This is a genomic window from Pseudomonas sp. GM84, from assembly GCF_000282535.1.
Taxonomy (GTDB): domain Bacteria; phylum Pseudomonadota; class Gammaproteobacteria; order Pseudomonadales; family Pseudomonadaceae; genus Aquipseudomonas.
This window is the reverse complement of record NZ_AKJC01000149.1, coordinates 1-19,725: the sequence shown is the minus strand read 5'-3', so window position 1 is coordinate 19,725 and position 19,725 is coordinate 1. Positions and strand designations below refer to the sequence as shown.

The window sequence follows — 19,725 nt, the reverse complement described above, 5'->3', positions numbered from 1 at the left end:
CATGGTTGCCAGCCTTGTTGGATCGACGCGATATTTCGGTTGGCACGATTGCCCACCTCGATTTCACGGCGTGCGCCAAGAGCGAACACCTATGGCCTGACAGACCGGGGCACGTTGCAACAAATGTAGGAGCGAGCTTGCTCGCGATGCGCCGCGCGGGCGGCGCTCGATCTCATAGGCGCCGCACTTCTCACGACGACCACCTCTCAACCCAAACGCACTTCCAAATCCCGCCCACAAAAAAGCCCGCCGAAGCGGGCTTTTCCTCACAACTCAACCAATCAATCGTCACGGCCCATGATGCCGAACAGCTGCAGCAGGCTGATGAACAGGTTGTAGATCGATACATACAGGCTGATGGTCGCCATGATGTAGTTGCGCTCGCCGCCATGGATGATGGCGCTGGTCTGGAACAGGATGCAGACCGACGAGAACAGCACGAAGCCCGCGCTGATCGCCAGTTGCAGGCCGCTGATCTGGAAGAAGAAGCTGGCCACCACGGCACCCAGCAGGACGAAGAACCCTGCAGTGATGAAGCCGCTGAGGAAGCTCATGTCCTTGCGAGTGATCAGCACATACGCCGACAGGCCGCCGAACACCAGGGCGGTCATGGCAAAGGCCGAGCTGACCACTTCGGCGCCGCCGCTCATGCCCAGGTAACGGTTGAGGATCGGGCCGAGGATGAAGCCCATGAAGCCGGTGAGGGCGAAGGTGGACACCAGGCCCCAGACCGAATCACGCAGTTTGGCGGTGAGGAAGAACAGGCCGTAGAAGCCGATCAGCACCACGAATACGTTCGGGTAGCGGACGCCCATCTGCTGGGAGATGTAGGCCATGACACCGCTGAAGGCGAGGGTGAGTGCCAGCAGGCTGTACGTGTTGCGCAGGACCTTGCTGACCTCGCGCTGCTCGACCTGCTGGCCGTTGTGTACGGCATAATCCTGTTCGCGCATGGCGACACTCCTTGGTAAACCTGTGGTTTTGAAACGTTCAGATGCAAAGGAGTCTATCAGAGGTTCCGCAACCGGCGTCATAGAGAGTTTGACAGCGTGTTTCATTAAGGTATTATGGCGGCCGCAAAACGAGCTGGAAGCGTGGCCGAGTGGTTTAAGGCAACGGTCTTGAAAACCGTCGATGGGCAACTATCCTAGAGTTCGAATCTCTACGCTTCCGCCATATTCAAAGCCCTGATTATTCAGGGCTTTTTGCGTTTCTGAAGTACCGATTTTATGACCTCTACCGATCTCCTTCATTCCGCATTTTCCCCCTATTTCCCATTTTCTGCCTTAGGCGCAAGAAAGGCCTTGCTGTAGTAGCCCGACGAGTCGAAACAGCAAACGTGCTTCTTGCCGGATGCAAGCATCTCGCATGCATCACCAATTCGTTTTGCGCGCGTCTTGAGTTGCTTGGCTGAAGTAATCCAGTGAATCCAGTCTACGCGTGCGAGGGTGGTCGTACTGTTCCAAACTGAACGAGCCTCAGGCATGGCCGCCAGTGCCTCCTGAAAATCGGGTGGGATGTCAGGTTCGGGCTCCTGCTTCACAGGGGTTAACTCTAGCGTAACGATATCCCCAACGGCCGCACCCGCGGCTTTGAGTAACTCTTTACTTACCTGCAGCCAATGGCTCAGCTGACCGTCCGGCTCAAGGGTCGCCTGGAAAGGGTGCCCATTGATTGTGCCTTCAACTGTCGTCCTTCCTCGCCTCGGAAGCTGTTCACTCGCGTCTCTTGGCAGAGCTACGAACGCCCACGACGTATCATTTCCAGGTTGTGCCGGACGAAGAAGCTTTGCTTCGAATCGGGATTTCCCATCGATTGTTGTCATTGCAACGCCTCCAACCACTTCACCGAGTTCAGCTGCGGATAAGATTAAGTACAGAAGGTCGACGCTACCTATCAGCCTAGCCAGTCCAGTGGCTAATCATGGCCGACCCGAAGCGGTCTCCTGTCCAAAGTGCTGTTGCCAGTGCCGGCCTCATCGCCGGCAAGCCGGCTCCCACTGGAACATCACCAGCACCCTGTGGGAGCCGCGCTTGCCGGCGATGGGCCGCGAAGCGGCCCCAACATGTCAGCCCCAAAGAGGAGTCCGCCATGACCGTAGTCGATCGCCTCAGGTATTTGCGCCTCGTTCTAGTGTTGGCTGGCCTCGCATGTCTTGCTCTCTACCCACTTATGTTGTTCTGGCCTTCCGGCTGGGCTTGGCATGTCGGTCACTCGGACTACCCGATGATGATCGTTGGCATCTACGCGACACTCGGCGTGTTCTTGATCCTGGCCGCACGTGATCCATTGGCCAATCTGAGCCTGATCTGGTTCACCGTGTGGTCCAGCGCCGTACACGGCGCAATCATGGCCGTTCAGGCGGTCACCCAGCAGGGGCAAATGGGGCACTTGGCAGGTGACGTGCCAGCGCTCTTCATCGTGGCGGTTGCCTTGGCCATATTGACGCCCCGCTCGCAATTGGCCGCTCGGACCCGGACACACAAGGGGGTCTAAGACCAGGTTTGTCGTTATGGCTCTGCATGGAAGGTTTGACAATCCCGAACATCAGAGGGGAGCCTTTATCATTTTTGGGTCTGGCGGAAGTGGACGGCTATGGCAACGGTCAACGAAACTAAGGGAATTCAGTCCGTAGAGCGGGCGATGGCTGTCCTGGAGGTGATCGCCGGTGCGGGTGGAGAGCTGCGCCTTGTCGATCTGGTGAACGCGTTAGGGCTGCACAAAAGCACCCTGCATGGTTTGCTGAACACGCTATGTGCCCTTGGATATATTTCCCGACGCGGGTCACGTTACGCGATTGGGCTACGGCTACGGGACATTGCTCAGCCATTCAATGATGCGGATGACAGGCTGAAAGAGGCGTTTGGCCCGGCACTCGGAGCCCTTGCTGATATGACAGGTGAGAGCTGCTACCTGGCTGCTCCTTGCGGTACACGCCATTACCTTTACATCGATGCCGTCTTGCGAGAGAACAGCGCGACCAGCAGCTCGCCGCGGGGGCGACGGGAAGCACTCACCACTTCAGCAGTCGGCAAAGTGTTCCTGGCGCTTGATGGCGATCTCTCACGTAGCTTGCGCAAAGCCGGGTTGCTCGACTCGGCTTTGGAGCAAGAGCTGCAAGCCATCACTGAAAAAGGATACGCACTGGATTTGGAGCACGCTGAGAAAGGCCTCAACTGCTTGGCATTGCCACTACGCAAGCAGGGCAGACTGGTTGCTTCGCTTGCAGTGTCTGGACCCGTCGAGCGGTTGCCTCAAGACAAGCTGGTCACCCTTGCAGGTAGGGTGATGCGTGAGTTGTACGACATGGTCAAACTTTAGCTCTCAGCTCTCCAAGGCTCTTTTTTTCGTTGCTACCTGCCGTGATCATCCGGGCTCGAATCAGTGGAAATTTGGAGCCCGCTATGTTGGAAAATGTCGTTGAAGACGTGATCGCTCGTGCTAAAGGTCTGGCTCAAGAGCATGGCTTTTCAGTGTGCATCAGCGTCGTCGATGCCTCAGGTCTGCAGGCTGGTTTTCTGCGGATGGATGATGCGGTTCCGGGTGCCATCGATATCGCTATCAAGAAGGCTCGTACCGCTGCATTGTTCCGTACAGACAGCGCCGTGATTGGTGAGGGTGCGCGCCCGGGCGGGGCGATTTACACCCTGGAGGCTACCAATGGTGGGTTGATCAGCTTTGGCGGTGGGGTTGTCTTGCAGGATGCCCAGGGCAAGGTCATCGGTGCTGTAGGTATCGCAGGTGCAACCGTGGAGGCGGATCAGATTATTGCGCTGGGAGCTGCGCGACCATGAGCCATGTCCAACAACGGCTCCATCCTAGCGTTTGGGCGCTGGCGGTGACGGCTTTCGCGATTGGTGTGGCAGAGTTCATTGTGGTGGGTGTGTTGCCCACCATTTCCGAGGAGCTCCAGGTACCCTTGTCGCGCGCCGGAAGTCTGGTGGGGCTCTATGCCCTTGCCCTGGCTGTCGGCACGCCTCTAATGGTGCTTTTGCTGGCCAGATTTCCTCGCAAACCCGTGCTCTTGGGTTTGATCGCAGTCTTCCTGCTTGGAAACCTGCTGTCCGCGCTCTCGACTGATTACCCCTCTTTGCTAATGGGTCGGGTAGTCACAGCGGTGGCCCATGGGAGCTTCTTCGCCATAGGTGCTACCGTGGCGGCACGCTTGGCTCCGAAAGGCCAGGAGAGCAGTGCAATTGCTGTCATGTTCGCCGGCCTTACCCTGGCGATGGTGGTTGGAGTCCCACTTGGCAGTTTCCTGGGGAACGGATTCGGCTGGAGATTACCCTTTTACGCAGTGGTGGCATTGGCAGTCGCAGGCTTCATTGCCACGCTGATCTGGCTGCCCAGTCTTGCTGCACCGGCGAGTGTGAAGCCGGCAGCGCAGTTGGCTGCAGCAGCTAACCCGGCGATTCTGACCATGATGGCGATCACCGTCTTGGGGTTCGGCGCTTCGTTTGCGGCCTTTACGTTCATCACCCCGATCCTCACGGACATCACTGGTTTTTCGAGCAGTGTTGCGAGCATGTTGCTTGTGGTGTTCGGGGGCGCGACGCTTGTTGGCAACTTGCTGGGAGGGCGATTCGCTTCAGCTATCGGCTGGCAGGCCGCGCTTCGATGGCTGCTGCTAGCGTTGGCAGTTGTATTGGTCTTGGTTGCGCTGCTGCTGCCTTACCAGGGGGCGATGGTCATCCTTCTGTTTGCCTGGGGTGGTTTGGCGTTCGGCATTTCTCCCGCCGTCCAAGGTGGGATGCTGGCCACTGCCCAGCGATTTACGCCCAAGGCGGTAGATTTCGCCTCGGCGTTGAATATCTCTGCTTTCAATCTCGGGATTACGTTGGGAGAGGTTTCAGGGAGTGCGCTGGTAGAGCACGGGCACATGGCGCTCACGCCTTGGGCTGGAGTAGCAGCCGCAATCATCGCTCAATTGCCACTGGCTTGGTTGGCAAGGCATGAGCGTCGTTCAACGTTCAGCATTGCGATGAATTGAGGCTCGTTCGTCGACGTTGTTTGGTAGTCCTCGCTGGCGGTGTTTTTTGCCGGGAATCGATTGCCCCTTAATCGTAATCCTCACATTTATCGATCCGCTTGCCGACGAGGTACACGATAAGAACAATTGCTGCAGCGACAAGGATAAGCAGAGTGAGGGAAACGATCCAAAACATCAGTTTTCTCTTCTATTCGCCGGCCTCTCCCTGACCTTTTTTAGGTGAGGCTATATCAGTGCCTGCTATTTCGGAAGCCCGACCTGACTGCCCGCCGATTGGCGGTATTTGTTGATTTCAAAGGATCAATCGTGACTCGACTTTCTCCCGCCGGCGCAAGGTGGGATGCTTGCCACTCTCTCGGCGATATACGCCAAAGGCAGTAGATTTCGCCTCGGCGTTGAATATCTCCCGCTTTCAATCTCGTGATTACGTTGGGAGAGGTTTCGGGGAGTGCGCTGGTAGAGCCCGGGCACATGGCGCTCGCGCCTTGGGCCGGGGTAGCGGCGGCAATCGTAAGGCAGCGAGGATGAGTTTCACGGCATCGGATGGCTACCGCAGCGTCCTCTGTCCAACCGTCCAAGCTGCGTCAGTCGACTGTTTGAAAAGGCAATACCCCCCACCATTCTGGATGTGATTCCTGATTTCGTAGTCACGCCAATCCGTCATGGCCTTGGCATCAATGACCTGTGGCCTACGTTCGAGCAGCCACGCCACGGCATTCAGGAACTGTCCGTGAGAAAACACCGCGATCTGACGAGCAGGGTGTTGCTCCAGGCGATCGAGGAAGGTCTGGGCGCGAGTCACAAAATCCAAGAACGACTCTGCGCCGGCGCCATCAATGAACGAGGGGTCTGATCTCAGCCAGTAAGCCTCGACCCAGCTCCGCCTTTCAGAGAGCGTCGTGTTGATGCAGCGAGCAAGCTCAAGGTAGGTAAATTCCTGGATGAGCCATGTTTCCCTGGCCGCGCTCGGGAAGGCTGCAGCAGTAACTTCTGCAGTTGCCTGGGCTCGTGCAAAAGGCGAGGCGACAATCAGGTCAGGCGCCTCAGCAAATGACCGGGCCACCCTGTATGCCTGGTCAAGTCCCTTCTGGGTTAGAGGAATGCTGGCGTGATCTTGAGTGGCGTGGCCGGCGTTTGCTGCGCTTTCTCCATGGCGGATGAGTCTCACTCGTTTCATCAGTCGTCCAGTACTATTGGGTAGTGACGGTATAGACCAAGGGTCACAGTAGTTCTGGCGTCATGGTGGAAAGCCAAACGGTGGCCGCGCCAAGCACCTTGCTTGGCAGTTGCTGCTGATTTTCCTCAATGCCCGCCTTGTAGCGGGCATTGAGGGGCATTCAGGAGGTGATCGCCTCTTCATTTATCTTGGAAACGATATCAGCAAAGTTGAGTCTGGATGGTTTGAACTCCTCAATGTCTCCGTTCACGACGCGCTGAGTTAATTGGTGACAGAAAATGTGCGGGTTGGTCACGTCTAGCTCGGCCAGGTCCTGGACCGAGTACTTCCACCACTGGAGGGCTTTCATGGCGTCAATGATGTGGTCATTGAATCTGTTCTTGATTGGCTTTGCCGGGTTTCCGCCGATGATGCTATAGGGCTCGACGTTTTTCACGACAAGCGAGTTGGCCGCAATTACTGCGCCGTCGCCAATGGTGATTCCTTGAGCCAGCGTAACGTTCTGTCCTATCCACACATCGTTTCCGATGGTGATATTCTTTTTTGCCTTGTTAAATGCGTGTGACGAAGAGGCGACGCCAGTATCCATGGCAAGCGCCTTCATCAAACCAGACTGCGGGCTATAAAAAGATGGACAGGTCGAAGCCCATTCGTGGGGGTGGCGATCGCCCAGTACGGTAAGTCCATTAGCGATAGAGGTATATCGACCAACCGAAATTATTTCGGGCAGTACCGACCGGGTATAGGAGAAGGAACCCATGGAGGCCAGGCGTATACCGTTCTTTCCCCAGTAGGTGCAGTAGGGTTCTGTCGAGAAATTTTTGGGAACTTCTATTGCAAGGTCGTTGGCGTAAAATGGGGGTGCCCCGTCTAGCGACTGTCCGCCCATAAAAACGCGATGGTCCATCAGTATTTTTTTGATCTGTCCGTACTTTACTTTCATTTGCGCTGGTCGTTTTTTGAGGGTGTCAGGTGGCCCACGATTTATTGTGCTCGATGAGCCAGCCTGTGAAGGTGGGCTTTGTTGATTCTACCGTGTATTCACTAGTTTCGGAATATCGGCAGCGAGCTGTTTGGATGTACAGTGCTCGCGATATGCAGGGTGCCACCCGAGTTGGCCTGAAGCGGTGGGCGTATTGCTGGTCGGCGGTCAATGCATGAATCCCAGTGTGATCAGTAATAGAGAACTATTTCTTGGCAGTCAGAAATCCAGTATCATCGCGAGTTGATCGGAAAATTGGATTTCCTAAGAGGACGTATGAAACACGCTATTGAATATCGCTATCTGAAGGATTTTCTCAGGGAGCGGAGGATTTCATTTCAGGTGAAAGATTGGTCTGATCGCCATAAGGATTCTGATCTGATTGTCTTTCATGACGATATAGAAATAGAGGAAAACGCTGCTTTTCCAGTGAGTGGTAACACGATTAGTTCTTTGGGTGCGTTCAGCTATCTTCGATCTGCGTTCCTGCCAAAGTCGCGAATTGGAAGATATTGCTCCATTGCTCCCCGTGTAACTTTTGTGGGCGGGCGACACCCTTATGAATGGGCGACGACATCGCTTTTTGCATATGGGAATGACGTTGCTATATATGATGAGCGGGGATATCCAGCGGTAAGGCGTCCAAGCAAACCAGAAAAAGTAACGGTTGGGCATGATGTCTGGATCGGCGAAAACGTTGTTCTCGGTCGAAACCTTACTATTGGTCATGGTGCCGTGATTGCCGGTGGGTCAGTCGTGGTCAAGGATGTTCAGCCTTACGAAATCGTAGGGGGTAACCCAGCGCGTCATATCAAGTTCAGATTCCCCGAGGCGATTAGAAATCTGTTGCTTGAGTCATCCTGGTGGCGGTTTCATCTAAAGGACTTTGAAGGTATGGATATAACCAATCCAGAGTCCTTCGCCCGGGAGGTCATTAAGCGTGAGTCGAATGGCGACATTCAGCCTTACTGGCCGACAGTGACCAAGACTTCGGAGCTGGTCGAGCTGGGCAAAGCTGGCAGCTGATCATTTTTTGCTGCAAATTGAATTGAAAAGCCTGCCCTGAGCGGGCTTTTTCACTTTTCAGCAGGTGGCAGGGTTCAGTGAAGTGGTCTATTGCTTCCTTCCTATGCAAGCCCACCAAGGAGCATGAAATGAAGCCATTACTGCTAGGCCTCCTACTGGCAACCCCCGCCATCGCCCAAGCCCAGATCCCTCTCCTGAACGCCACCTGCCCCGGTAACATCGAAGTCCACGCCGACAAGGGCGGCCCCATCTACATCAATGGCAAGGAAGCGCCACTGAAGAAATTCAACGACAACTACTTCGAAGCCAAAGGCAGTGGCGTGACGATTTCCCTGACCATCAACCCCGATGGTTCACCCGACGTGTCCTACACCGGTAAAAACCGCGCCAACGGGGTCTGCCAGCTGAAGGAGTAGGGCAAAGGCCACTTTTATTGCCATTACCTGGCATGCACATGCCATTCAGTGCTTTATAGTGGCCACTCCGTCAATCGCGTCTCCGTTCAATAGGTGTGGTGTGTTTTTCAGGCTCATTCTGATCGCTGTCCTGCTGTCGATCTCTGCGTGCAGTTCCCAATCACCCAGCACCGGCACCTCTGCCAACAAAGTCGTCAGTGGCGTTTACAAGGTCAAGCGTGGCGACACCCTCTATTCGATCGCCACTCGGCACGGCTGGGATTTCAAGGCACTGGCGCGCTACAACAACATCAAACCACCCTACGCGGTTAACGTGGGCCAGAACATTCGCTTCGGCCCGGGCAGCGCCACGACTAAGACTGCAACCAGAACCGCCACCAAAACTTCGACTGCGCCGGCCACCAAAGTGACCTTGCGCGGCTGGGACTGGCCGATCAAGAACGCTGTGGTCATCGGTCGATATGCCCCGGCCGACAAGCTCAGCAAGGGCATCCGCATCGCTGCCACCCCAGGCCAGCCAGTGTTCGCCAGCCTCGGCGGCAAGGTGGCGTTCGCCACCAACATTCGCGGCTACGGCAACCTGATCATCCTCCAGCACGGCACCTCCCACGCCAGCGTCTACGGGCACAACCGCAGATTGCTGGTCAAGGAAGGTCAAACCGTCAGCAAGGGGGAGCTGATTGCCGAGGCCGGTGACCTGGACACCGACCGCACACAGCTCTACTTCGAGATCCGTCAGAACGGCAAGCCGGTCGATCCGTTGAGCGTATTGCCAGCGGCCAACTGAGTGCGCTCACAGATGGTCGGCATCCACCACTGCCTGGGCGAAGGCCTGGGGGGCTTCCTGCGGTAGGTTATGGCCAACGCCACCCTTGAGCAGGCGATATTCGTACTTGCCGGTGAAGCGCTGGGCATAGGCCTCGGCGGGCGGGTGCGGTGCGCCGTTGGCGTCGCCTTCCAGGGTGATGGTGGGCACGCCGATGGCGGGGAACCTGGCCAGCTTGGCTTCCAGCGGGTCGTAACGGGTTTCGCCTTGGGCCAGCCCCAGCCGCCAGCGGTAGTTGTGCACGGTGATGGCCACCTGGTCGGGGTTGTCCAGAGCCTTGGCGCTGCGTTCGAAGGTGGCGTCGTCGAATGCCCACTTGGGTGAGGCGGTTTGCCAGATCAACTTGGCGAAGGCATGGCGATTGTGGGTGTAACCCAATTCACCGCGCTCGGTGGCGAAGTAGTACTGATACCACCACTGCAGCTCTGCACTGGGCGGCAAGGGCGCCTTGGCGGCTTGCTGGCTGCTGATCAGGTAGCCGCTGACCGAGACCAGCGCCTTCACCCGCTCCGGCCACAGGGCCGAAACGATATCGGCCGTGCGCGCACCCCAGTCGAAGCCGGCCAGCACGGCGCGCTTGACCTGCAGTGCGTCCATGAAGGCAATGACATCGCTGGCCAGGGCCGCAGGCTGGGCGTTGCGGGGCGTGTCAGCGGAGAGGAAACGGGTTTCGCCATAACCGCGCACGTACGGCACCAGCACGCGATAGCCCTTCGCGGCCAAGGCCGGGGCGACTTCCTGGAAGCTGTGAATGTCGTAGGGCCAGCCGTGCAGGAGGATCACCACGGGGCCGTCGGCCGGCCCTTGTTCGACGTAGGCCACCTCCAGCACACCGGCCTTGATGTGCTTCAAGGGCCCGAAGTCATCCGCCACCGCCACGCGGCTCTCGGGCTGCGCAGGTTGCGTGGCGTATGCCCCGGTTGCGCTCATCAGGGCGCAGGCGAGCAGGGCGCAACGCTTGAAACGTTGGGAAGTGGGAAGGGTGAACATGGGCATCTCCTGGCGCTGATGAATGCAAGCCAGTAAAGAAGATCGTTGTATCCCGGTTGTGTCTCTCGACAGTGCAGTCAGCGTACTTGTGTGTCAGCTCGCACTTTGAACACAAATAGATACAAACGCCGGCTCACACCACCGGCTGCATGCAAGCCCCCAGATCCTCCAGAAACGCCTGCAATATCGGCGGCGCCGCCACCCCGCGACGGGTAATCACGTCGAAGGGCGAGCTCAGGTCCAGGGTGCTCGCGCCCAACCGGCACATCTCCCCACTCTTCACCCACGGTTCGGCAAAATGCACGGGAAGAAACCCGACATAGGCCCCGGAGATGATCAGGATCGCCGCCGCCTCGATGTTCTCGACGGTGGCCGCGGCCTTGCTCATGCCCAGTTGATCGAGGTCGTACTGCTGCATGTAGCCGCGCGCGACCAGGCGGCAGGCGCGCACTTCTTCCAGCAGGCGGCCATTGCTGGCCTTGTTGCCGAACAAGGGATGGCGGCGGCCACAGAACAGGCCCAGCGCCTCGTCGTAGAGGGGCAGGTAGGACAGCCCCGGCACGCGCATGGGGAAGTGCCCGATGGCCAGGTGCAGGCGGCCGTCCAGCACACGCTCTTCGAGCTCGGCGGGGGTGCCGATATAGACGTTGAGGTGGGCGTCGTGGCCGCGTGACACGAAGCGCTGCGTGGTGCGCGGCACCGGCGAGTCGGGGTCGGTCAGCGTCGAGTCGATGATCCCGAGGTTGAGCTTGCCGCTGATGTGCTGCTTGAGCACATCGGCGTCGAGGCAGAAGCTTTCCACTGCGCCGAGCAGGCGCAACGCCGCTTCATGGATCGCCACCCCTTGCTCGGTCAGGCGAAAGCCGCTGCGCCCGCGCTGGCAGAGCTTGACCCCCAGCCGCGTTTCCAGGTGCGTCATCTGTTCGCTGATGGTCGACTGGCCGGCGTTCAGCGCGGCTTGTGCTGCGGAAAAGCCGCCGCACCGGACGATGGTGGCGAATACCCTGAGGAGCTTGAGATCGACATCGTGGAGCTGGATCACGCCTGGCCTCCTGTCGGTGCGTCACATCGGTGAAGCTGATATGAGCAGCCGATCGATTGTTTTTTGCCAAGGTAAGCATGGCTGGGCGCTCTACCGCAATGCCGGGCTCTCGAGGATTTCAAAACCCTCGAATACTTCGGATTGGCCGATGTATGCATCTGCAGTTGCGCATTTTTTCACTGCCGGGCTGCGCCCATAGTGGCTGCAACGGAGGCCCCGCACGGGCCCCGTCTCCTGAATAGAACAAGAAGTGGAGAAGCCCGAACATGGCAAAGCACGGTTATGAATCCGGCCGCCTGAACCTGCCCTTCGTGGGGCATTGCACTTTCGCCAAATCGCCCATCTGTACCGACTGGAACGCCATCGACGCCGATGTGGCGATCCTCGGCGCGCCCAACGACATGGGCACCCAGTGGCGTTCCGGCGCGCGCTTCGGGCCGCGCGGCATCCGCGAGGCCTCCACGCTCTTCTCGTTCGGCCACAGTGGCGCGTATGACCACGAGGATGACACCACCTACCTGACCCAGGACCAGGTGCGCATGGTCGATGTGGGCGATGCCGACATCGTCCACACCGACATGGCCAGCAGCAACGCCAACATCGAATCCGCGGTGCGCCAGATCCTCGCCTCCGGCGCCATGCCGGTGGTGCTGGGCGGCGACCACTCGATCCACGCCCCGGTGATCAAGGCGTTCGAGGGGCGCGGGCCGATCCATATCATTCACTTCGACGCCCACCTCGATTTCGTCGACGAGCGCCACGGCGTGCGCTACGGCCACGGCAGCCCCCTGCGCCGCGCCTCGGAGCTGGATCACATCGTCGGCATGACCCAGATGGGCATTCGCAACGTGTCGTCCTCCAACCGCGACGACTACGACGCAGCGCGCGACGCCGGTTCGCAGATCCTCTCCGTGCGCGACGTGCGCCGCCTGGGCCCGGAAGGCGTGCTGGCGATGATCCCGGAAGGCCGCGACTACTACATCACCATCGACATCGACGGTTTCGACCCGTCCATCGCCCCTGGCACCGGTACGCCGAGCCATGGCGGTTTCCTCTACTACGAAGTGCTGGAGATCATCCAGGCGCTGGCGCGTCGCAGCCAGGGCAGGGTCGTGGGCATGGACCTGGTGGAGGTGGCCCCGGCCTACGACCCGGCGGGTGTCACCTCGATCCTGGCCGCGCAACTGCTGATGAACAGCATCGGCTTCATCTTCCATGAGCGCGCCCGCGCTCGCTGACCGGGGACACACCGTGGACAACAAGGTTAAAGACTATCTGCAGGCATTCGGTGTGCTGGAAGCTACCCAGCGCTTCCTGTCCAAGCCCCAGCGCCAGTTCATCGGCGGCGCTTGGGTCGAGGCCAGCGACGGCGCCACCAGCGAGGTGATCGAGCCCTCCACCGAGGCCGTGCTGACGCGTATTCCCATGGGCACTGCCGAGGACCTCGACCGTGCCGTGCAGGCCGCCCGGGCGCAGTTCGACGGCGGCCCCTGGAGCCAGCTCAAGCCCCTGGAGCGCGAACGCCTGCTGCATCGCCTGGCCGACCTGGTCGAGCGCAATGGCGGCGAGCTGGCGCAGATCGAGTCCATCGACATGGGCAAGTCGGTAGAGCAGGCGCGTGCCGTGGACATCCAGGGCACCGTCGACACTTTCCGCTACTTCGCCGGCTGGGCCAGCAAGATTCACGGGCGTACCGTGGAGCCTTCGCTGCCGGGCAACTACCTGGCCTACACGCGCAAGGAACCGGTCGGGGTGGTGGGCGTCATCGTGCCCTGGAACTTCCCCTTGCAGACCATGGCCTGGAAGCTCGGCGCCGCACTGGCGACCGGCTGCACCGTGGTCGTCAAACCGGCCGAGCTGACGTCCCTCTCAGCCTTGCGCTTCGCCGAGCTGGTCGAGGAAGCCGGGATTCCGGCCGGGGTGATCAACATCGTCACCGGGCGTGGCAGCGTGGTCGGCGAGGCGATGTCCAGCCACCCAGGCATCGACAAGCTGAGCTTCACCGGCTCGACCCCGGTCGGCTGTTCCGTGGGCAAGGCGGCGATGGACCAGATGAAGCGCCTGACCCTGGAACTGGGTGGCAAGTCACCGGTGATCGTGTTCGCCGATGCCGATATCCCGGCGGCGGCGCAGGCGGTGGCCAACGGCGTGTTCTTCAACTCGGGGCAAGTCTGCGATGCCGGCACGCGGGCCTACATCGAGCGCAGCATCTACCCACAGTTCCTGGAGGCGCTAGCCGAATACACCGCGACGCTGAAGATCGCACCCGGCCTGGACCCGGACTGCTTCATCAGCCCGATGGTGTCGCGCAAGCAACAACAAAGCGTGCTCGACTACATTGCCCTGGGCAAGGCCGAAGGGGCACAGCTGTACTACGGCGGCGAGCCCGTCGAGGGCCCGGGCTTCTACGTGCAGCCGACCATCTTCGCCAACTGCCGCAACGACATGCGTGTGGTCCAGGAAGAGATCTTCGGCCCGGTGCTGGTGACCCAGCCCTTCGACAGCCAGGAAGAGGCACTGGCCCTGGCCAACGATTCGGCGTTCGGCCTGGCGGCGGCGCTCTACTCCAATGACCTGGGCCGGGTCCACGGCCTGATCCCGCAGTTGCGCGCCGGCACCGTGTACGTCAATGCGCACAGCACCCTGGACCCGTCCATGCCGTTCGGTGGCTACAAGCAATCGGGCTATGGCAAGGACATGGGTGCCGAACAGCTGGAGTTCCTGCTGGAAACCAAAGCCGTGTGGATCACCTTGCCCTGATCGACAGGGTGGCCAGCGCCGTTGCCTCCGGGCGGCGGCGCTGGCGAATCGGCATGCATCGTATTCCAAGAACAAGAACCTACCGAGGTGATGCCCATGAGCAGCGAAGTCGATGTGGAGCGTGCGCAAGACCTGGACCGGCGCCTGCGCGCCTATGAAGAACTGCAAAGCGGCCCGCGCTGGCCGGGTGCGTTGACCACGACCGACTGCGTCGCCCTGGCCGTGCTGGCGCTGGCACTGGTCGTCGGTTTCTACCTGTGGGGTGGCCAGCCATGAGCCCTTCTCGCGAGCAGGAATTTCGCCTGGGCGCCGAACGCGGCGATACCCCCTTGCTGCCAAGCGAGCGGGTCTGGGGCTTCTGGGGCTTCGCCTATGCCAACTCGGCCTTGGCCGTGGCCACCTGGGTGTTTCTCATCGGCGGCGCCACCGCCTTGTTCGTCGGGCCGCGCCAGGGCATCTGCGCCGTGGTCATCGGCAACATCATCGGGGTGATCCTCGCCGGCTGTTCCACCAGCCTGCCGTGCGGCAAGTACGGCGTCGAGCAGTTCACCTTCCTGCGCAGCATGTTCGGCATCAATGGCAGCCGGCTGGTCTACGTGTTGTCGGTGGTGGTGCTGACCATGGGCTGGCTGGCGGTGCTGGGGCTGATGTGCGGGCGCGCCCTGGACAACCTCGACACCCTGGTTCAACAGCGCCCGGCCGGTGCCGGTGACGGCTGGCTGGTGACCGCCGGTGGCTTGCTGGCCATTGTGCTGGCGGCGGCGGTGGCCATGCGCGGGCCGGACATGATCCGCCGGTTGAGCGCGGTGATTGCGCCCAGCCTGATCCTGATCATGCTGGCGCTGATGTACCTGATCCTCCAGCGCTTCAGCATCGGCGAACTGCTGGCCATGCCGGCCCTGCAACCGCCGTTCGAAGACCCGCACGTCAACTTCATGATCGCGGTGGAAATCAACATCGCCGCCGGGTTCTCCTGGTGGCCTTACCTGGGCAACCTGTCGCGCTTGTGCAGCAACCAGCGCACGGCGTTCTGGCCCAACCTGGTGGGCATCTTCGGCGCCGCCTCGCTGGGCGAAACGGTCAGCCTGTTCGCGGCCTCGACCTTGGGCAGCAGCGACCCGACCGCCTGGATGCGCCTGGCCGGCGGAATGGCCTTTGGCGTGGTGGCGCTGAGTTTCCTGGCGCTGGCCAACCTCACGGGCATGGTCAACATCCTCTACACGGCAGTGATCGGCTTGCGCCAGCTGGCCGGGGAGCGTTTGCGGGCCATGCGCTGGGGCCTGCTGATCGCGCTGTTCTGCGTGATCCCGGTGGCCATCGTGCTGTTGTTGCCCGGGATCTACGACGGCTTCTTCATCTTCCTGGTATGGACGTCTGCGCTCAACAGCGCGCTGGCCGGCATCGGCATCGCCGACTACTTCTTCCTGCGTCGCCAGCGCCTGAACCTGCGCCATCTGTACGCCGCGCAAGGCGAGTCGGCGCTGCGTTTCTGCAAGGGCTTCAACCCCATTGCGCTGATTGCGCTGGTGGCGGGATTTGCGATCTACGTGGTGGTGTTCAACCCGCAGACGCTGGCCAACACCCATTTCTTCAGCTTCGTCACCGCTTCGCTGCCGTCCTGCCTGCTGGCCGGGCTGGTCCACTACGGGTTGACCCGTCTGTTGGCCGCCCGCCTGGGCTGGGGCGGCTATCCCCAGGGCAATGAACGCACACTTGAGGCAGCGGGCCTACGTGCTAAGGGCTACAGCAATGAATAAACACTACGACTACATCATCATCGGTGCCGGGTCCGCCGGCTGTGTCCTGGCCAGCCGGCTGACCGAGGATGCCGGCACCTCGGTGCTGGTTCTGGAGTACGGTGGCAGCGACCGCAGCGTGCTGATCCAGATGCCCAGCGCGTTCTCGCTGCCGATGAACACCAGGAAATACAACTGGCACTACGAAACCACGGCCGAAACGCACCTCGATGGCCGGCGCCTGCATTGCCCACGAGGCAAGGTGCTGGGCGGCTCTTCGTCGATCAATGGCCTGGTCTACATTCGCGGTCATGCCCACGACTTCGACGAGTGGGAAAGCCTCGGCGCCAAAGGTTGGGGCTATCGCAACTGCCTGCCGTATTTCAAGCGCGCCGAGCAATACAAGTTCGGCGGCGACGACTACCGCGGCGCCAGTGGCCCGCTGGCCACCAACAACGGCAACAACATGCAGAACCCGTTGTATGGCGCCTGGGTGGAGGCCGGTGCCGAGGCGGGCTACATCAAGACCGACGATTGCAACGGCTACATGCAGGAAGGTTTCGGCGCCATGCACATGACGGTCAAGGATGGCGTGCGCTGGTCCACGGCCAACGCCTACCTGCGCCCGGCCATGAGCCGGCCCAACCTGACCGTGGTCACCCACGCCATGACCCGGCGCATCCTGCTCGAGGGCAAGCGCGCGGTGGGGGTGGAATACGATCAAGGCGGGCAGACCCACAAGGTGTATTGCAAGCGTGAGGTGCTGGTGTCGTCCGGCCCCATCGGTTCACCGCACCTGTTGCAGCGCTCAGGCATCGGCCCCGAAGCTGTGCTGCGCAAAGCCGGCATCGAGGTGCGCCACGACCTGCCGGGCGTCGGCGAGAACCTGCAGGACCACTCGGAGATCTACATCCAGTACGCCTGCAAGGAGCCGGTCACCCTCAACGGCAAGATGAGCCTGTTGGGCAAGGCGCTGATCGGCCTGCGCTGGCTGCTGTTCAAGGACGGCCTGGGCGCCAGCAACCATTTCGAGGCGGGGGGCTTCATCCGCTCGGCCAAGGGGCTGCGCTGGCCTGACATCCAGTTCCACTTCCTGCCGGCGGCGATGCGTTATGACGGCAACAAACCGTTCAAGGGCCACGGCTTCATGGTCCTCACGGGGCCGAACAAGCCCAAGAGCCGCGGCCATGTCAGGGCATTGTCGGCCGACCCGTACCAGCAGCCGGAAATCCGCTTCAACTACCTGGAGCGTGAGGAGGACCGCGAAGGTTTCCGCCGTTGCGTGCGCCTGACCCGGGAAATCATCGGCCAACCGGCCATGGACCGCTACCGGGGCGAGGAGCTGGCGCCAGGGGCGCATGTGCAGACCGACGAACAGATCGATGCCTTCGTGCGCGCCAACATGGAGAGCACCATGCACCCATGCGGCTCCTGCCGCATGGGCGAGGACGACATGGCGGTGGTCGACTCCGAACTGCGTGTGCACGGGCTGCAAGGCCTGCGGGTGATCGACTCGTCGGTGTTCCCCAGCGAGCCCAACGGCAACCTCAACGCACCGACCATCATGCTCGCCGAGCGCGCCTCTGACCTGGTGCGCGGGCGCAAGCCGCTGGCGTCTGCGGATGTACCGGTGGGGCTGGTGGGTGGCTGGGAGGACCAACAGCGCAGCCATGCGCCGGCGCGCCAGGTGGTCTGAGGCGCAACCTGCGAGGGCGCGGCGTACAATAGCCGCCGACGCTCCCCACAGGAACCAGGCCAACATGAAAACACCCGGCGGCGCGCTGCTCAGCGGCGTCGAACTGGATCGCACCAGCCAAGTGCCGCTGTACCGGCAGCTGTACTTGCAGGTGCGCAAGCAGATCCTCAGCGGTCGGCTCGCGGGCGGTTCGCGCCTGCCGTCGACCCGCACCCTGTGCAAGGAGCTGGGGTTGTCGCGGATCACCTTGCTCAATGCCTTCGACCTGCTCACCGCCGAGGGCTTCCTGGACTCGCGCACCGGCGCCGGCACCTTCGTCGGCGATGAGTGGGAGGGGCGTGGCCCTGACGCGGGGCTCGCCGCCAAGCCACCGCGCTTGTCGAGCCTGAGCCAGGCGGTGCATTCGCTGCGCAGCACGCATTTCAGCGGTATGTCGTACAACGCCTGGGCACCGGAGTGCCCGGTGTCCTTGCTGCCCAGCCACCCGGCCTACGATGCCTTCCCCATGCCGGTGTGGAAGCGCCTGGTCAATCGCCACCTGCGCAAGCCCGGCAAGGCGCAACTGGGTTATGGCGAAGTCAAAGGCCTGCAGCGTCTGCGCGAAGCGATCGTCGAATACGTGTTCGACGCGCGCGGCATCGAGTGCAGCGTGGATCAGGTGGTCATCACTTCGGGCGCCCAGCAGGCGTTCAACCTGCTTGGCATGCTGCTGCTCAACCCCGGTGACAGCGTGTGGATGGAAGACCCCGGGCACATTGCCGCGCGCATCGCCTTCCAGGCGCTGGGATGCCAGCTGGTGCCGTTGCGCATCGACGAGCAGGGCCTGGATGTGCAGCAAGGGCTGCGGGAATGCCCGGATGCACGCCTGGCGTTCACCACGCCTTCACGCCAGCACCCGCTGGGCACCACCATGAGCCATGCGCGCCGCCAGGAACTGATCGACTGGGCCTCGCGCAGCCAGGGCTGGATCGTCGAGGACGACTGCGACAGCGAATTTCGCTACGTGGGCCGTTCGCTGCCGGCCTTGTATGCCATGGACCCATGGCAGCGGGTGATCTACGTGGGCACTTTCAGCAAGGTGCTGTACCCGTCGCTGCGCCTGGGTTACGTGATTCTGCCCGAGGCGCTGGTGGAGCCTTTCTGCGCCATTCGTGCGGTGATGGACCGCAGCCCCTCGACGCTGCATCAGGCCACCACTGCCGATTTCATGCTGGAGGGTCATTTCCTTGGCCATATCCGGCGCATGCGTGCGCTGTATCAGGAACGCCAGGCTTGCCTGCTGGAAGCCTTGCACAGCGAGTTGGGCGGTTTTCTTTCGGTAGCGCCGGTGGAGGCGGGCCTGCACATGATCGGCTGGCTACCCGCAGAGGTCGACGACGATGCCCTGGCGCGCGGCCTGGTGGAGCACCAGGTCTACACCTATGCGCTGCGCGATTATTGCCTTCAGCGCTACCTTGCGCCTGGCCTGTTGCTCGGCTTCGCCGCCACGCCGCAGACCCAGGCCCGGCAGCGCGCGCAGGAGCTCGCCGAGGGTATGCGCCGGCTCGGTCTGAAGGTTTGATGCAGCGGCGCGCCAGCGCGGCAAAGTGGTCATATAAACAAAACGGAAATGGCTATAGGGATAGCACCATTCCAGAGCGATAAAAGCATGGCCGGCCACCCCGGCAATCGCTCAGGAATGATAATAATGACAGCTATCCAAGCCCGCTTCGCCGCCCTCATGGGCCACAACGCCGGGGCCGCGACGCCCCTGGTGCTTACCCCCGAACTTGCCCGCCGCTTGCTCGCGCGGCTCGACAGCCTGCGCCTGTTCGCCCATGGCTACCCGCTGCTGACCAACCTCACCCACGGTCGTGTCAGCCCCGAGGACATGCTCGATTTCGCCTACCGGCACGAGCTCGATGGCCTCTCGCTGCACCTGCTCGACGGCGAGCACAACAGCCTTTCGCAAATGCCTGCCGAGCGCCTCGCCGCCTTCGCCGCCAAGGCCCGTACCTTGGGCCTTGAGGTGCACCTGGAAATCAGCAGCACGCTGGCCGAGGATGTCGACAAGGCCGTGGCCGTGGCCCGTGCCATCGGCAGCC

Annotated in this window: 18 protein-coding genes, 1 tRNA gene and 2 pseudogenes; 15 read left to right on the top strand and 6 right to left on the bottom strand. The window is 61.1% G+C overall.

Going from position 1 to position 19,725, the window contains the following annotated elements; translation table 11 throughout:
* Window positions 1-281 precede the first annotated feature (281 nt).
* Window positions 282-953: a Bax inhibitor-1/YccA family protein gene (locus PMI38_RS13275; RefSeq protein WP_008094725.1), complete on the bottom strand. Its 672-nt coding sequence runs from the start codon at window positions 951-953 to the stop codon at window positions 282-284.
* Between the two features lie 135 nt (window positions 954-1,088).
* Here PMI38_RS13275 and PMI38_RS13270 point away from each other — a divergent pair.
* A tRNA-Ser gene (locus tag PMI38_RS13270) sits at window positions 1,089-1,176 on the top strand.
* A 91-nt stretch (window positions 1,177-1,267) separates the two neighbouring features.
* On the opposite strand, the gene PMI38_RS13265 is transcribed toward PMI38_RS13270, so the two are convergent.
* Window positions 1,268-1,825 carry a YdeI/OmpD-associated family protein gene (locus PMI38_RS13265; protein WP_043273578.1) on the bottom strand — a complete coding sequence of 186 codons (558 nt, stop codon included), beginning with the start codon at window positions 1,823-1,825 and terminating at the stop codon, window positions 1,268-1,270.
* Between the two features lie 266 nt (window positions 1,826-2,091).
* Here PMI38_RS13265 and PMI38_RS13260 point away from each other — a divergent pair, with 266 nt between their 5' ends.
* The 4 genes from PMI38_RS13260 (at window position 2,092) to PMI38_RS13245 (ending at window position 4,990) form a co-directional block, all read left to right on the top strand.
* The gene (locus PMI38_RS13260; RefSeq protein WP_008094723.1) at window positions 2,092-2,496 is read left to right on the top strand and encodes a DUF6632 domain-containing protein; all 405 of its coding nucleotides are present in this window, start codon (window positions 2,092-2,094) and stop codon (window positions 2,494-2,496) included.
* Window positions 2,497-2,595: 99 nt separating this feature from the next.
* Entirely contained in the window at window positions 2,596-3,321 is a 726-nt protein-coding gene (locus PMI38_RS13255; RefSeq protein WP_043273576.1) for an IclR family transcriptional regulator, read from the top strand.
* Between the two features lie 83 nt (window positions 3,322-3,404).
* On the top strand, window positions 3,405-3,794 hold the full coding sequence (locus PMI38_RS13250) for a GlcG/HbpS family heme-binding protein (protein WP_008094721.1): 390 nt from the start codon (window positions 3,405-3,407) through the stop codon (window positions 3,792-3,794).
* Window positions 3,791-4,990, top strand: coding sequence for an MFS transporter (locus tag PMI38_RS13245; protein WP_008094720.1), 1,200 nt, complete (start codon window positions 3,791-3,793; stop codon window positions 4,988-4,990). The genes PMI38_RS13250 and PMI38_RS13245 overlap by 4 nt, the downstream gene beginning before the upstream one ends.
* A gap of 547 nt (window positions 4,991-5,537) precedes the next feature.
* On the opposite strand, the gene PMI38_RS13240 is transcribed toward PMI38_RS13245, so the two are convergent.
* Window positions 5,538-6,167 carry a histidine phosphatase family protein gene (locus tag PMI38_RS13240; protein WP_008094719.1) on the bottom strand — a complete coding sequence of 210 codons (630 nt, stop codon included), beginning with the start codon at window positions 6,165-6,167 and terminating at the stop codon, window positions 5,538-5,540.
* A 387-nt stretch (window positions 6,168-6,554) separates the two neighbouring features.
* Window positions 6,555-6,696 (bottom strand): annotated as a pseudogene (locus PMI38_RS27910) (DapH/DapD/GlmU-related protein); the annotation flags it as partial.
* A 729-nt stretch (window positions 6,697-7,425) separates the two neighbouring features.
* Between PMI38_RS27910 and PMI38_RS26615 the strand changes: the two are divergent.
* From PMI38_RS26615 to PMI38_RS13225, 3 genes are all read left to right on the top strand, one after another.
* Window positions 7,426-8,175 carry a CatB-related O-acetyltransferase gene (locus tag PMI38_RS26615; RefSeq protein ID WP_008094717.1) on the top strand — a complete coding sequence of 250 codons (750 nt, stop codon included), beginning with the start codon at window positions 7,426-7,428 and terminating at the stop codon, window positions 8,173-8,175.
* 128 nt (window positions 8,176-8,303) lie between these two features.
* Complete coding sequence (locus PMI38_RS13230; RefSeq protein WP_008094716.1) at window positions 8,304-8,591, top strand: hypothetical protein; 288 nt, start codon at window positions 8,304-8,306, stop codon at window positions 8,589-8,591.
* Between the two features lie 100 nt (window positions 8,592-8,691).
* Window positions 8,692-9,378 (top strand): peptidoglycan DD-metalloendopeptidase family protein, encoded by a 687-nt coding sequence (locus tag PMI38_RS13225; protein ID WP_008094715.1) that lies wholly within the window; start codon window positions 8,692-8,694, stop codon window positions 9,376-9,378.
* Window positions 9,379-9,384: 6 nt separating this feature from the next.
* Here PMI38_RS13225 and PMI38_RS13220 read toward each other — a convergent pair whose 3' ends face one another.
* Window positions 9,385-10,407: an alpha/beta fold hydrolase gene (locus PMI38_RS13220; protein ID WP_008094714.1), complete on the bottom strand. Its 1,023-nt coding sequence runs from the start codon at window positions 10,405-10,407 to the stop codon at window positions 9,385-9,387.
* 133 nt (window positions 10,408-10,540) lie between these two features.
* The gene (locus PMI38_RS13215; RefSeq protein WP_008094713.1) at window positions 10,541-11,449 is read right to left on the bottom strand and encodes a LysR family transcriptional regulator; all 909 of its coding nucleotides are present in this window, start codon (window positions 11,447-11,449) and stop codon (window positions 10,541-10,543) included.
* Window positions 11,450-11,715: 266 nt separating this feature from the next.
* Here PMI38_RS13215 and speB point away from each other — a divergent pair, with 266 nt between their 5' ends.
* The 7 genes and pseudogenes from speB to PMI38_RS13180 all read left to right on the top strand — a co-directional run.
* The gene (speB, locus tag PMI38_RS13210) at window positions 11,716-12,687 is read left to right on the top strand and encodes an agmatinase (RefSeq protein ID WP_008094712.1); all 972 of its coding nucleotides are present in this window, start codon (window positions 11,716-11,718) and stop codon (window positions 12,685-12,687) included.
* Window positions 12,688-12,700: 13 nt separating this feature from the next.
* Window positions 12,701-14,209 carry an aldehyde dehydrogenase family protein gene (locus PMI38_RS13205; protein WP_043273571.1) on the top strand — a complete coding sequence of 503 codons (1,509 nt, stop codon included), beginning with the start codon at window positions 12,701-12,703 and terminating at the stop codon, window positions 14,207-14,209.
* A gap of 96 nt (window positions 14,210-14,305) precedes the next feature.
* On the top strand, window positions 14,306-14,485 hold the full coding sequence (locus PMI38_RS13200; RefSeq protein WP_008094710.1) for a hypothetical protein: 180 nt from the start codon (window positions 14,306-14,308) through the stop codon (window positions 14,483-14,485).
* Window positions 14,482-15,966, top strand: coding sequence for a purine-cytosine permease family protein (locus PMI38_RS13195; protein WP_008094708.1), 1,485 nt, complete (start codon window positions 14,482-14,484; stop codon window positions 15,964-15,966). Before PMI38_RS13200 ends, PMI38_RS13195 begins: the two co-directional genes overlap by 4 nt.
* Entirely contained in the window at window positions 15,959-17,641 is a 1,683-nt protein-coding gene (gene betA / locus PMI38_RS13190) for a choline dehydrogenase (protein ID WP_008094707.1), read from the top strand. The genes PMI38_RS13195 and betA overlap by 8 nt, the downstream gene beginning before the upstream one ends.
* 64 nt (window positions 17,642-17,705) lie before the next feature.
* A complete protein-coding gene (gene pdxR / locus PMI38_RS13185; protein ID WP_008094706.1) occupies window positions 17,706-19,202 on the top strand; it encodes a MocR-like pyridoxine biosynthesis transcription factor PdxR in 1,497 nt (498 codons plus the stop codon).
* Window positions 19,203-19,328: 126 nt separating this feature from the next.
* A pseudogene (locus tag PMI38_RS13180) lies at window positions 19,329-19,725 on the top strand (xylose isomerase); the annotation flags it as partial.

Bases quoted from the DNA above. Each gene is read 5' to 3' on its own strand.
- PMI38_RS13275 (WP_008094725.1), bottom strand. From the start codon at position 953: ATGCGCGAACAGGATTATGCCGTACACAACGGCCAGCAGGTCGAGCAG.
- PMI38_RS13265 (WP_043273578.1), bottom strand. From the start codon at position 1,825: ATGACAACAATCGATGGGAAATCCCGATTCGAAGCAAAGCTTCTTCGT.
- PMI38_RS13260 (WP_008094723.1), top strand. From the start codon at position 2,092: ATGACCGTAGTCGATCGCCTCAGGTATTTGCGCCTCGTTCTAGTGTTG.
- PMI38_RS13255 (WP_043273576.1), top strand. From the start codon at position 2,596: ATGGCAACGGTCAACGAAACTAAGGGAATTCAGTCCGTAGAGCGGGCG.
- PMI38_RS13250 (WP_008094721.1), top strand. From the start codon at position 3,405: ATGTTGGAAAATGTCGTTGAAGACGTGATCGCTCGTGCTAAAGGTCTG.
- PMI38_RS13245 (WP_008094720.1), top strand. From the start codon at position 3,791: ATGAGCCATGTCCAACAACGGCTCCATCCTAGCGTTTGGGCGCTGGCG.
- PMI38_RS13240 (WP_008094719.1), bottom strand. From the start codon at position 6,167: ATGAAACGAGTGAGACTCATCCGCCATGGAGAAAGCGCAGCAAACGCC.
- PMI38_RS26615 (WP_008094717.1), top strand. From the start codon at position 7,426: ATGAAACACGCTATTGAATATCGCTATCTGAAGGATTTTCTCAGGGAG.
- PMI38_RS13230 (WP_008094716.1), top strand. From the start codon at position 8,304: ATGAAGCCATTACTGCTAGGCCTCCTACTGGCAACCCCCGCCATCGCC.
- PMI38_RS13220 (WP_008094714.1), bottom strand. From the start codon at position 10,407: ATGTTCACCCTTCCCACTTCCCAACGTTTCAAGCGTTGCGCCCTGCTC.
- speB (WP_008094712.1), top strand. From the start codon at position 11,716: ATGGCAAAGCACGGTTATGAATCCGGCCGCCTGAACCTGCCCTTCGTG.
- PMI38_RS13200 (WP_008094710.1), top strand. From the start codon at position 14,306: ATGAGCAGCGAAGTCGATGTGGAGCGTGCGCAAGACCTGGACCGGCGC.
- PMI38_RS13195 (WP_008094708.1), top strand. From the start codon at position 14,482: ATGAGCCCTTCTCGCGAGCAGGAATTTCGCCTGGGCGCCGAACGCGGC.
- betA (WP_008094707.1), top strand. From the start codon at position 15,959: ATGAATAAACACTACGACTACATCATCATCGGTGCCGGGTCCGCCGGC.
- pdxR (WP_008094706.1), top strand. From the start codon at position 17,706: ATGAAAACACCCGGCGGCGCGCTGCTCAGCGGCGTCGAACTGGATCGC.